Raw genomic sequence first — 12,542 nt, forward strand, 5'->3', positions numbered from 1 at the left:
GGCTGTCGTGAAACTGCATGAGACTCACCGCGTTTCCCTCGCCGGCATCGGCCCGACCACCCGGGAGAACGAGAAGGGTGAAGTACCTGACGAGCACGGCAGCGCTCGCAGCGCCCGCCGAACCGCGGGTCGTCGACGACGTCCCCCGGCGTTCGCACCTGGGCAAGTGGCTGGCGCACGTGATCGCGCTGTGCCTGGGCATCGCGGGGTTATGCTGCGCGATCGCGCTTCCGCTGGCGCCGGTGCTGCTCGACCGCACCGAGGTGCACTGGCCCGCGGCGACCGACGAGAACCCCACGACGACGGCGTTCCTCACGCCCTACCGGCCCGCCGAGTTAGACGCGACGGTGCCCTGCGCGACGATGCGCGCCGCGCTGGCGGACGAGGGGCCGACGACGATCCTCAGCACCTTGCCGCCGGGCAGCGACCGCGAAGGTCTCGTGCTGTCCACCCAGGACGGACGAACCCGGTTGCTGCTGGGCGACCGCGAGGTGGAACTGCCCGCCGGGACCTGCGGTCTGGCGGTGCGCGGTGACGGCGCGGGATCGGTCGTCGAACCCGCCGGACGTGCTCCGATCACGCTTGCCGGGCTTCCCGCCCCCGAGGTGTTCACCTTCGCTACCTCGCTGGAACCCGACCAGCTGCACGGACTTTCGGTCACCGCGCGCACCTACTCGTGGGCCGACACCTCCCCCACCGAGACCAAGCGGAGCCTGATCGAGGCGGCGCTGCTGCTCGGGCTGTGCTCCCTGCTGCTGCTGTTCGCCCACGCCCCACCGGCGCTGCGCGGTATCCGCCCGAACCCGCTGCTGTGGCCGGTGGACACCGGGGTCGCCGCGGTGATCTGGGTGTGGCTGTTCGTCGGACCGCTCACCGACGACGACGGCTTCGCGATGATGACCGTCCGCAACTACGCCGAGACCGGCGACGTCGGCAACTACTACCGCTGGTTCAACGCTTCCGAGGCGCCGTTCACGCTGGTGCAGCACTTCATGCGCTGGTGGTCGGCCGACGGCCTGGAGCCGTTCTGGCTGCGGATGCCCAGCGCCGCAGCCGGTCTGCTGACCTGGCTGGTGGTCAGCCGCGGCATCGTCGCCCCGATCTGCCGGGGCCGCAGGAGGTTCGCACCGCACCTGGTGACAGCGGTGTTCTTCCTCGCCTGCTGGCTGCCCTACGGCCTGGGAATCCGCCCGGAACCGTTCCTGGCGCTGTGCACCTCGATCCTGGTCGCCGCCTTGCTGCGCGCCTCGCGCAGCAGCGCCCCGTTCGGCTGGCTGGGCGTGGCCGCGCTCGTGTGCGGGTTGACGGTGTCGATCACCCCGACCGGGGTCAGCGCGGTGCTGATGGTGCTGGTGTTCGCGCCGCGCATCCGGTCGCTGCTGATGCGTCCCGGGGCGCTGCCGCGCTGGGCGCTGGTTCCGGTCCGCGTCGTGCTGCTGGCGAGCCTGGGATCGATCGGTCTGGTGGCGATGTTCGCCGACTCGTCCTGGAACGGGGTGCTCCACGCGACCGAGGTGCACGACGAGTTCGGGCCGAGCCTGGGCTGGTACCAGGAGATCGACCGCTACGCGAAGCTGCTCGGCACCAGCATGTGGGGCGTCGCGGGCAAGCGGCTGGTCGTGTTCCTGGTGATCACGGCCGTGCTGATCGCCGCGGCTTGCGCGATGCGACGGCTGCACCGCACCACGGCCGTGTCCGACCTGCCGGTGCTGCTGGGTTCGGTGGCCGCGGTGCTGGCCGCGCTGTGGCTGACGCCGTCGAAGTGGACGCACCACTTCGGCGCGCTGATCGGTGTCGGTCCGGCGCTGATGGCGGTGACCGTCGTGCTGCTGGTGCGGGTCGGGGCGCTGGCCGACGGGCAGCGGGAAGCGCGGCTGCTGGGCGTTTTCGGCACGCTGGCGGCCTCGGTGGCGGCGGGCCTGGCGTTCTCGGGACCGAACGCCTGGCCGTGGCAGTCGAACCTGGCGATGCCGTGGTCGGACACCCCGGTCCGGCCGAACCTGCCGCTGGACAGCCCGGTGCTCTGGATGCTCGTCGGACTCGTCACCGGCCTGCTGACGCTGGTCGGGTTGCTGGTCCGGATGCGGCTGCGCTCCCGCGCGCTCGGCGGTCTGATGTGGACGGTCGCTCCCGCATCGGTGCTCACCGGGTCGGCGCTGGCGATGGCGCTGGTGCTGCTGGGTTCGTTCCTGTCGGTGCCGGAGACGATGGGCGACCGCTTCTCGGTGGCCCGGATGAACCGGCTCAGCCACGAGGCGTCCAGCTGCGGCCTGGAGGACGAGGTGCAGGCGCTGCCCATCGCCGAGCCCCTCGCCCCGCTCGACCCCGACGACACCGGCGAGCTGGACGGCTTCACCGCGGGCGGAGCTCCGCCGCAGGAGCCGGACCTGCGCCTGGAGAACCCCGGCGAGCCGCTGCGGCTCCCCGAGCCCGCCGATCCCGACGACCCGCGCGCCGACGAACCCACCGCGCGTCAGGCCAGCGACTTCGCCTGGACCAGCCAGGACGGCGGCCCGCAGAACACCGGCACGCTGATCACCCCGTGGTTCGGCCTGCCGCAGGTGAACGACCAGCAGGTCCTGTCGATGTGGGTGTCCGGCCGCCCCGAGCAGGGCAACTCGCTGACCTTGGAGTTCGCCGCCGGGGACCGCCCGCTGGGACGCGAGGTGCTCCACGACCCGCCACCGGTGGACCTGCCGTTCGAGGACCCGCGCCACGGCCGCGACGACGACTGGCGGGACTTCACCGCCTGGCGCTCGATGACCGTCGAACCCGGTGACATCCCGGCGGGCGCGGACCGGGTCCGGGTGCTGGCCACCGACCGCAGCACCGACCGGCAGGGCTGGTTGAGCATCAGCGGCCCCGTGGTGCGCGACGTCGTCGGGCTGCGGCAGGCCCTGGACGCTCAGGGACCGCTGCTGATCGACTGGCCGATGAGCTTCGTGTTCCCCTGCCGGACCGACTACCCGAAGGTCGGCCGCGGTGTCGCCGAGAGCCCCCGGATGCTGATCACGCCCCCGGAGGGCGAGGGCTCGATGGCCTACGACCCGAACCTCGGCGGCGTGTTCGCCGGGATGCCGATGCTCTCCCAACGCATGGAGCTGCCCACCCGGTTGCGCGGGACGCCGGGCTACGACTGGGGTCACCTGCTCGTGGTCCGCTACGAACGCGAACGCGATTTCTACACCACGACTCGCCAGCGAGAACGCGTCCGCGGCGCCGACGGCGACGGGGCCTACCCCTTCGAGTAAACCTGATCGTTTGTGCGAGTCGCCGCCGGATGCCCGAAACTGATTTTCCCGGGACCGATTTGCGGCTGACCCGCTGAACATCGCTGAACTGGGGGAACGTTGCTGGACGGGATCGAGCGCACCGCGGACGCCTCTCCTCCGATGCCCGCCGCGCCCACGCCGCGCCGCCGTCTCGCCCACGCCCTCGGCCTGGTGATCGGCGTCCTGGCGCTGCTGGCGGCGATCGCCGTCCCGTTCGCGCCGGTCGTCGGCGACCGGGTCACGGTCACCTGGCCGATGGCCGGGCAGCCGGCGGAGAGCACGCTCGCCTTCGTCGTGCCCTACCACCCGGACGAGGTGCACGTGCGGGTCCCGTGCGAGGTCGTGCGCGCAGGTCAGGACCGCGCCGAGCCGACGACGCTGGTGTCCTCCCGCCCGCCCGGCCAGCCCACCGAGGGCTTCGCCGTCACCACCGCCCAGGACCACGTGATCGCCCTGGTCGCAGGCAGGGAGGCGTTGCGCGCGCCGATCGGGGAAGCCTGCGACGTCGCCATCGACGGCGGCCCGACCGGGGCCACCGCCCGCATCGGCGACCGGACCGCCTCGGTGCCCGCGGGCATCCGCGACATCGTCGCGTTCACCACCCAGCTCTCCCCCGCCGAGGTGGCCGGCACCGAGGTCCAGGTGGTCACCGCCAACTGGTTCGAGACGTCCCCCACCCAGGGCAAGCTGCTGCTCATCACCGTCCAGCTGCTGCTGGTGGCGGCCGGTTTCGCGGTCCTGGCGGCGCTGGACCGCCGACGCCGCAGAGCCGTCGAACGCCCGATCCCACGGCTGGCGCACCGGCTGTCCGGTTACGTGGTCGACCTGGGACTGCTGGCCGTGCTAGCGGGCTGGTGGCTGCTGGGCCCGTACAGCCCGGACGACTCGTTCGCCTCGGTGACCGTGCAGAACGGGGTGCGCACCGGCGACATCGGCAACTACTACCGCTGGGAGAACGCCTCCGAATCACCGTTCACGCTGGTCCAGCAGCTGCTGACGCACGTCGCCGAGTGGAACCAGAACCCGCTGGCCATGCGCATACCCAGCATCCTCGCCGCCGTGCTCACGTGGCTGGTGCTCAGCCGGGGCGTGCTCGGCGCGGCCATCCCCGGCCGGCACCACCGGCCGCTGGTCCGCGTCCTGGCCGCGCTGGCCTTCCTGTCCTGGTGGCTGCCGTTCGGGATGGGCGTGCGACCGGAGGCGTTCGAGGCGCTGGGGCTGACCGTCGTGCTGGCGGCGGTGCTGCAGGCCGCTCGCACCGAGCGGCGGGTGTGGCTGGGCGTGGCGGCGCTGGCGGCCGGGCTGTCGATCGCGGTCAACCCGATGGGCATCACCGCGATCACCCCGTTCCTGGTGCTCGCGCCGCGCCTGTGGCGGATGGCCGGAGTCGCGTTGGTCGCGCTGCTGGCCGGGATCGCCTCGGTCGGCGTGGTGGCGATGTTCGCCGACCAGTCGCTGTTCGGCGCCGCGAAGGCCACCGAGCTGCACAGCTTCTACGGGCCGAACGTGTCGTGGTTCCAGGAGGTCATGCGCTGGCAGTACCTGCTCGGCTTCGACCTCCAGGGCGACGTCGCTCGCCGCGCCGCCGTCCTGCTCACCCTCGTCGTCGCGGCGTTGAGCGTCGTGGTGCTGCTGCGGCACCGTGCCGAAGGCCTGCGGATGGCGCACGTCCCGGTGGCGTCGTTGCTGCTCAGCATGGGTTTGATGACGCTCACCCCTTCGAAGTGGACGCACTACTTCGGCGCGCTCGCCGGCGTCGGAGCCGCTACTGTGACCGCGGGCGTCGTGCTGGTCGGCGTCGCCGCGGTCACCGCGAGCCGGGACCGGGTGGTGCTCGTCGCCGGTCTGGTGGGAACCGTGCTCGCCGGTGGCGCGGCCGCGCTCGTCTTCTCCGGCAAGAACAACTGGTTCCTGCACTCGCAGTACGGGGTGCCCTGGGGTGAAGGGCCGGTCCGGCCGCTGAACAACCCGCTGGTCTGGTTGCTCGTCGCCGGTCTGCTGATGGCCGCGTCCGCGCTGTTCAGGCGAGGTGACGACCGGGTGCGGCGGGCGTTGATCCGCACACCCGCGCTGGTGTGCGTCACGGCGATGGGGGTGACGGTGACGATCGTGCTCGGCTCCTTCGCGGCGGCGCCGATCAGGCAGGGCGACGCCTACTCGATCGGCGCGCAGAGCATCGCCGCCGCGCGCGGGGGCAGCTGCGGCATCGCCGACAAGATCGTCGTCACCCCGGACCTCGTGGCGCTGCGCGGCGGCGACGGTGCCGAGATGGCGGGGTTCACCGAAGGCTCCGGTTTCGCACCGGGGTTCACCCCGCCCTCCGACGTCCCGCTGTGGGGCAGCCTGACCGGTGGGCAGATCAACACCGGCACGCTGACCACCGGCTGGTTCCCGCTGCCCGCGCTGGCCCCCGACCAGGAGCTCGCCTTCGGGGTGGCCGGGCGCAGCGGCGACGGCAACCGGGTCGCGCTGGAGTTCTCCGGACCCGGCGGGACGCGCGAGGTCGTGCTCGACGACACCTGGATGGACTCCGACGAGCGCGAGGCCTACCCGAGCGACCGCGTCATCGAGGACGAACCGCAGGACCACCCCGGCTGGCGGGACATGCACCTGTCCCCCGCGCAGATCCCGCCCGGCGCCGACCGGGTCCGCATCACCGCGAGCGACGGCACCACCGACCCCGCCGGATGGGTCGCGGTCAGCGGGCCTCGAGTCCGGCAGGTCATCCCGCTGACGGAGTACATGCAGGACAAGGCCCCGACGTACGTGGACTGGTCGATGACCTGGAACGTGCCGTGCCTGCGGGACCTGCCGGAGGTCGGCAGCGGCCTCGTCCAAGCCCCCGCGTACCTGATCACCCCGCCGAACTCGATGGGATTCGGCGGCTCCGCCGCGTTCGAACGCGGAATCGGCGGGACGTTCGCCGGAGTTCGGGACGTCGGTGTTCAAGAAGAGATCCCGACAAGGCTCAACGGTTACGAGAAAACACCCGAATATTCCGAGTGGGGCCACCTCATCGAGGTGCAATACCCCTACCCGGGCAACCGATTCGACGTCCAACGCGTTGAAGCTCCACGGTGGGGTTGGCGAGGGGAGTGACCATGTCCGACACGATCCGCCACGAGGTCGGAATCCCGGTTCCGCAGCAGGCACGAACCTCCGAGGCCGAATCACCGCAACTGATCTCGTACGTGCTGCCGGTCTACAACGAGGCCGAGGGGATCAAGCACTTCCACACCGAGCTCACCGACGCGGTCGCCACGCGGCCCGAGTTCGACTACGAGTTCATCTACGTCAACGACGGTTCCGCCGACGGTTCGCTGCGCATCCTGCAGGACATCTCGAAGAACGATTCCCGCGTGCGGGTCGTCGACTTCGCGCGCAACTTCGGCCACCAGATCGCCATCACCGCCGGCCTGGACTACGCCGCCGGAGAGGCGGTGATCGTGATGGACACCGACCTGCAGGACCCGCCGCGGGTGAGCCTGCAGATGATCGACGCGTGGCTGGCGGGTGCCGAGGTCGTGCAGGCGCGGCGGCGGACTCGGCGCGACACCCCGTTCAAGCGCGCCACCGCGCACACCTACTACCGACTGCTGCGCAGCTGCTCCGACGTCGACATCCCGGTCGACACCGGCGATTTCCGGCTGCTCAACCGGCGAGCCGCCGAGGAGCTGCGGACGTTCCGGGAACGCAGCCGGTTCATCCGGGGCATGGTCGCCTCGATGGGGTTCAACCAGCAGGAACTGCTCTTCGACCGGGACGAGCGGGTCGCGGGCGAGACCAAGTACCCGATGCGCAAGATGCTGCGGCTGGCCGCCGACGGCGTCACCGGGTTCTCCACCGCGCCGCTCAAGCTGATCACCCGGATGGGGTTCGCGACGCTGGCCCTGGCGCTGCTGGGCATCATCTACTCGGTAACGCTGCGGCTCTTCTTCCCCGAAGTCACCGTCTCGGGGTGGACGATGTTGATGGTCGTGATGCTGTTCCTGGGCGGGCTGCAGATGCTGTCGCTGGGGGTCATCGGCAGCTACATCGGCCGCATCTACAGCGAAGTGCAACAACGCCCCCTCTACGTCGTCCGGGATGTGATCCGGCATGACCAAGCTTGAGCCGCGTCCCCGGCTGATCAGCCGGGAACTGCTGCTCTACGCGGTGATCGGCGGCAGCGGGGTGCTGCTGGACTACCTGCTGTTCCTGGTGCTGTTCAACTACTTCGGGATGCACCACCAGGTGGCCAACGCCCTGAGCACGACGGCGGGGATCACCAACAACTTCGTGCTCAACTCGCTGTTCAACTTCCGCAAGACCGACCGGATCCTGGTGCGGTTCCTGCGCTTCTACGCGGTGGGCATCGCCGGGATCGTGCTGACGTTCCTGCTGCTGGCGGTGTTCTCGACGTGGCTCGGGATCGACGCGAACCTGGTCAAGCTGGCCAGCCTTCCGGTGGTCCTGCTGTTCCAGTACACGATCAACAAGAGGTGGAGTTTCGGATGAGAGTGGGGATCGTCGGCGCCGGTGCGACCGGGCTGACCGCGGCCTTCGACGCGGTGCGCGCCGGGCACGAGGTGACGGTGCTGGAAGCCTCCGCCGAACTGGGCGGGCTCGCGGCGTCCATCGAGGTCGGCGGCACCCCGCTGGAGCGCTTCTACCACCACAGCTTCCGCAGCGACGAGGCGATGATCGAGCTCATCGAGGACCTCGGGCTCAGCGACCGGCTGCGGTTCCACAAGCCGACCACCGGCGTGTACTTCAACGGCGAGCTGCACGACTTCGGCACACCGGTGGAGATGCTGAAGTTCTCCGAGTTCTCGATGCTGGACCGGTTCCGGTTCGGCGCGTCCTCGGCCGCGCTGAAGCTGATCCGCAACGGCTCCCGGTTCAACGGGGTCCGCGCGCTGGACTGGATGCGCCGCTGGGCGGGCGCGAAGGTCACCTCGACCATCTGGGAACCGCTGCTGAAGGGCAAGTTCGGCGATCGCGCCGAGGAGATCTCGATGGCGTGGCTGTGGGCGCGGATCCACTGCCGCACGTTCGAACTCGGGTACGTCCACGGCGGTTTCGACCAGGTCTACCGCGCGCTGACCGACGCGGTGACCGAACGCGGCGGGAAGATCGAGTTCAGCAAGCCGGTCTCGTCCATCACCCAGCCGTCGGAGGCGGTGCAGGTGAGGACCGCGGACGGCAGCAGCTACGAGTTCGACCACCTCATCGTCACGGTCCCGCAGCCCGCGTTCGCCAAGGCCGCCGACATCGAGTCCGACGACGTGCTGTGGCGGAACCAGTACCTGGGCGCGACCTGCTTCATCCTCGAGCTCGACCGCAGCGTCATCCCGTACTACTGGCTCAACATCAACGACCCGGAGTTCCCGTTCCTGGCCGTCGTGGAGCACACCAACATGGTCGACAGGCAGGAGTACGGCGGGAACCACGTCGTCTACGTGGGCAACTACGTGCCGCGCGACGACTGGCGCTTCACCACCGACCCGGCCGAGCTGCTGCAGCACTACATCCCGTGGCTCAAGCGGCTCAACCCGGAGTTCGACGAGTCCTGGATCAAGGAGTGGCACTTCTCCAAGGCCGGGTTCGCCCAGCCCATCGTCACCCCGACCTACCGCTCCCTCATCCCGCCGCACAAGACCCACATGCCCGGCGTCACGCTGGCCACGATGTCCCAGATCTACCCCCAGGACCGAGGCCAGTCCTACGCCATCGGCATGGCGCACGAGATCACCGAGAGCCTGGGCCTGCGCTGAGAGCGGACGTCACCCGACCACTCGGCCGGGTGAAGGAATTCGAACTTCGCGCGGAATTCGAACCCGACCTTCGGGGCTCGAATTCCGCGCGAAGTTCGAGAACGGCTGGTCACGCTGGGTTCAGGCCAGGGGTGCCGTCTTGGATCGTGAGGGTGGCGAGGTCCTGCACCGGGGCTCCGGGCTTGGAGACGTAGGGCAGCACCTTGTAGGTCGCCTTCATCTCCGTCTCGGTGATCTTGGTGGAGATGTAGCCGCGCTGGTTGTTGTAGAGGCGCACGTGCGGGTTCTCCGCCAGGTACGCCTTCTCCTTGTCGGTGAGCTCGGCCGAGCCGTCGCCACCGCTGGTGATCGAGGTGGCCGTGAACTCGGTGGCCACGACGTTCTCGCCGTCGTGGATCTCGTTCGCCCAGTGGGTGTGGACGTCGCCGGTCAGCACCACCGGGTTGCGGGTGCCGGCCTGCTTCCAGCCCTCGATGACCCGCTGGCGGGAGCCGACGTAGCCGTCCCAGGCGTCCGGGTTGTAGGCCTTGTCGTCACCGTTGAGGTAGTCGATCTCGGCGAACATGACCTGCTGGCCCAGCACGTCCCAGCGCGCCCGCGAGGAACGCAGGCCCTGCAGCAGCCAGCGCTCCTGCTCGGCGCCGGTGAGGCTGCGCCTGGGGTCCAGCCGGGCCGGGTCCTGGGTCGGGAACTCGTCGTTGCCGACCTGGTCGTCGCGGTACTGGCGGGTGTCGAGCATGTGGAACGTCGCCAGCGAACCCCACTCGACCCGCCGGAACAGCCGCAGGTCGATGCCCTGCGGGACCTGGGCGCGGCGCAGCGGCATGTTCTCGTAGTAGGCCTTGAAGGCGGCCTTGCGGCGCTCCAGGAAGTTCGGCTGCGGCTCCTCGGGGTGCTCGTAGACCTCGTCGGCCCAGTTGTTGTCCAGCTCGTGGTCGTCCCAGACCACGACCCACGGGGCCGCGGCGTGCGCGTGCTGCAGGTCGGCGTCGGTCTTGTACTGGGCGTGCCGCTGCCGGTAGTTGGCCAGCGTCTCGGTCTCCGGCCCCGCGTGATCGCGGACGTTGCCGCCCGGGATCACGTAGTCGTTCGCCTGGTACTCGTACTGGTAGTCGCCCAGGTGCAGGACCAGGTCCGGCCGCTCGTCGCCGAGGTGGCGGTAGGCGGTGAAGTAGCCGTGCTCGTACTGCGAGCAGGATGCGAAGGCCATCGACAGCTCGCCCATCGTGCCCGGCAGCGGCGCCGTGCGGGTGCGCCCCGCGGGCGAGACCGAGCCCTCCGCGCGGAACCGGTAGAAGTAGTCGCGACCCGGCCGCAAGCCCTCCAGCTCGACGTGCACGCTGTGGCCCATCTCGGGGGCGGCCGGAGCCTCGCCGCGGCGCACCACGCGCGTGAAGTTCTCGTCCTCGGCGACCTCCCACTGCACCGGGATGGTCTTGTTCGGCATGCCACCCATGCCGTCCTCGGCCAGCGGGTCGGCCGCCAGCCGCGTCCACAGCACGAAACCGTCCGGCAGCGGGTCGCCCGAGGCCACGCCGAGGCTGAACACCTCACCGCGCCGGGCAGCACCGGCGCCCGGCAGCGACAGCGCGGACGGCGCACCGGCGACGGTCAGCGCCGCGGCACCGGCGGCACCGCTGATCAGCACGCTGCGCCGCGAGAGCAACGAATCGGACTTGTCCATGTGCGTCGGTCCTCCATCGGTTCGGGAACTCCGACCACTCTCACCCGACAGAGTGAACGCGTCGGTGATCGACGATGAACACAACCGTGCAAAACGTCGAAGCCCCCGGCCACTCGGACCGGGGGCTTCGACGAAGGCGCTGCTTACAGGTAGAACGCCAGGAACAGGCAGCCGGCGAGGATCGCGCCGAGCACCATCAGGACCTTGTCCTTGAGGACCACTTCCTCCGGCTCACCGGCGACACCCTTGTCGATGTCCACCGCGTACCGCAGGATCGCGATCACCATCGGCACGATGGAGATCAGGCCCCAGCGCGACATCTCGAACTCGCGGATGTCGTAGGCCCACAGCGAGTAGGTCATGATCGTGATCGCGGCCGCGATCGCCCACACGAACCGCAGGTACGACGGCGAGTACGCCTTCAGCGACTTGCGGATCTTCGCGCCGGTCTCGGCGGCCAGCTTCACCTCGGCGTAGCGCTTGCCCGCCACCATGAACAGCGAGCCGAACGCCACGATCAGGTAGAACCACTGGGTGATCACCAGGTTCGCCGCCGCACCACCGGCGATGGCGCGCAGCAGGAACCCGGAGGCCACGATGCACAGGTCGATCACCGGCTGGTGCTTGAGGCCGAAGCAGTAGCCCAGCTGCACCGCGATGTAGAGCGCCATCACGGCCAGCAGCTGCATGCTCGTCAGACCCGAGATCAGCAGCGAGCCCCCCAGCAGCAGCACGCACACCACGTAGGCGATCGGCACCGGGATCAGGCCGGCCGCGATCGGGCGGTTGCGCTTGGTCGGGTGCTGCCGGTCCGCCTCGACGTCGATCGCGTCGTTGACGAAGTAGATGCCCGAAGCGGCCATCGAGAACACCACGAACGCGATCACCGCGTCGAGCAGGATGGCCGGGTCCAGGATCTCGCCCGCCGCGAACGGCACGGCCAGCACCAGGACGTTCTTCACCCACTGCTTCGGGCGAAGCTCCTTGATCAGACCGGTCGCCAGACCGGCCGGCGTGCCCGCCTTGGCGGTCACCTTCGCGTGGTAGGCGTCCGACGACTTGTTCTTCTCGTCATCGGTCTTCTTCGCCTCCGGCTCCAGCACCTCGTCGCCGAACTCGGCGCCGATGGTGCCTTCCGCATCGGCCTCGACCTCGGCCTTCTTCGAAGCGTTGGAAGCCTCGGCGGTGTCGACCGCCTCGGCCGCCTCGGCCGTGTCAGTCGAAGCTTGCTTGTTGTCAGGCACGGTTCCTCCGCCGTCTCATGAACCGCCGGGTGACCAGTGCAACGGCACCGCCGAGCACCGAACCGGCGACCACATCGCTCGGGTAATGAACCCCCAGGACAAGTCGGCTGACCATCATGGGCGGCACGATCGCCGGGGTCAGCTTCTTGCCGGTCAACCCGCCGTAGAGCACCGCGGCGGCCGTCGTGGACGTCGCGTGCGAGGACGGGAAGCTCAACTGGCTCGGCGTACCGACCAGCACCTGGATCTCGGGGTCTTTCGGACGCGGGCGGCGGACCACCCGCTTGACCGCGATCGACGCCGCGTGCGCGGCGGCGACCCCTGCCGCGGCGGTGACCCACTCACCGCGGCGCTTGCGGTCGACCAGCGCACCGACGGCGCCGATGGCCAGCCAACCTGCGGCGTGCTCACCGAACAGCGACATCGCGTGCGCCGTCTTGACGACCGCGGGCTTGGCCAGCGCGCCCTGCACCTTGCGCAGCGCGATGGTCTCGGCCGTGACCTCCTCGTCGTGCTTGAGGTCGGTCACGTCCTCGGGGGCGATCAGCGTAGTCAGCTCTGCCACTTCGTCTCCGGGAAAGTCGGC

General features: G+C 69.9%; 8 protein-coding genes. 5 read left to right on the forward strand and 3 right to left on the reverse strand.

Going from position 1 to position 12,542, the window contains the following annotated elements; translation table 11 throughout:
* Nucleotides 1–77 precede the first annotated feature (77 nt).
* The 5 genes from E1202_RS09160 to E1202_RS09180 all read left to right on the forward strand — a co-directional run bounded on the left by E1202_RS09160 (nucleotide 78) and on the right by E1202_RS09180 (nucleotide 9,028).
* A complete protein-coding gene (locus E1202_RS09160) occupies nucleotides 78–3,251 on the forward strand; it encodes an arabinosyltransferase domain-containing protein (RefSeq protein WP_235877919.1) in 3,174 nt (1,057 codons plus the stop codon).
* 99 nt (nucleotides 3,252–3,350) lie between these two features.
* A complete protein-coding gene (locus E1202_RS09165; protein ID WP_235877922.1) occupies nucleotides 3,351–6,371 on the forward strand; it encodes an arabinosyltransferase domain-containing protein in 3,021 nt (1,006 codons plus the stop codon).
* 2 nt (nucleotides 6,372–6,373) lie between these two features.
* Nucleotides 6,374–7,384 carry a glycosyltransferase family 2 protein gene (locus E1202_RS09170; protein ID WP_132682175.1) on the forward strand — a complete coding sequence of 337 codons (1,011 nt, stop codon included), beginning with the start codon at nucleotides 6,374–6,376 and terminating at the stop codon, nucleotides 7,382–7,384.
* Nucleotides 7,371–7,769 (forward strand): GtrA family protein, encoded by a 399-nt coding sequence (locus E1202_RS09175; RefSeq protein ID WP_132682176.1) that lies wholly within the window; start codon nucleotides 7,371–7,373, stop codon nucleotides 7,767–7,769. The genes E1202_RS09170 and E1202_RS09175 overlap by 14 nt, the downstream gene beginning before the upstream one ends.
* On the forward strand, nucleotides 7,766–9,028 hold the full coding sequence (locus E1202_RS09180) for an NAD(P)/FAD-dependent oxidoreductase (protein WP_132682177.1): 1,263 nt from the start codon (nucleotides 7,766–7,768) through the stop codon (nucleotides 9,026–9,028). Before E1202_RS09175 ends, E1202_RS09180 begins: the two co-directional genes overlap by 4 nt.
* Nucleotides 9,029–9,137: 109 nt before the next feature.
* Here E1202_RS09180 and E1202_RS09185 read toward each other — a convergent pair whose 3' ends face one another.
* The 3 genes from E1202_RS09185 to E1202_RS09195 all read right to left on the reverse strand — a co-directional run bounded on the left by E1202_RS09185 (nucleotide 9,138) and on the right by E1202_RS09195 (nucleotide 12,521).
* A complete protein-coding gene (locus E1202_RS09185) occupies nucleotides 9,138–10,712 on the reverse strand; it encodes an alkaline phosphatase D family protein (RefSeq protein WP_132682179.1) in 1,575 nt (524 codons plus the stop codon).
* Nucleotides 10,713–10,855: 143 nt separating this feature from the next.
* Nucleotides 10,856–11,839 (reverse strand): decaprenyl-phosphate phosphoribosyltransferase, encoded by a 984-nt coding sequence (locus E1202_RS09190; RefSeq protein ID WP_165943800.1) that lies wholly within the window; start codon nucleotides 11,837–11,839, stop codon nucleotides 10,856–10,858.
* Between the two features lie 109 nt (nucleotides 11,840–11,948).
* The gene (locus E1202_RS09195) at nucleotides 11,949–12,521 is read right to left on the reverse strand and encodes a phosphatase PAP2 family protein (RefSeq protein ID WP_207918520.1); all 573 of its coding nucleotides are present in this window, start codon (nucleotides 12,519–12,521) and stop codon (nucleotides 11,949–11,951) included.
* Between the last annotated feature and the right edge of the window lie 21 nt (nucleotides 12,522–12,542).

It is taken from the genome of Saccharopolyspora karakumensis (genome assembly GCF_004349225.1).
GTDB lineage: Bacteria > Actinomycetota > Actinomycetes > Mycobacteriales > Pseudonocardiaceae > Saccharopolyspora > Saccharopolyspora endophytica.

What these genes read in the sequence shown, in the direction of transcription:
- E1202_RS09185 (WP_132682179.1), bottom strand. Translation starts at nt 10,712, where the DNA reads ATGGACAAGTCCGATTCGTTGCTCTCGCGGCGCAGCGTGCTGATCAGC.
- E1202_RS09180 (WP_132682177.1), top strand. Translation starts at nt 7,766, where the DNA reads ATGAGAGTGGGGATCGTCGGCGCCGGTGCGACCGGGCTGACCGCGGCC.
- E1202_RS09170 (WP_132682175.1), top strand. Translation starts at nt 6,374, where the DNA reads ATGTCCGACACGATCCGCCACGAGGTCGGAATCCCGGTTCCGCAGCAG.
- E1202_RS09175 (WP_132682176.1), top strand. Translation starts at nt 7,371, where the DNA reads ATGACCAAGCTTGAGCCGCGTCCCCGGCTGATCAGCCGGGAACTGCTG.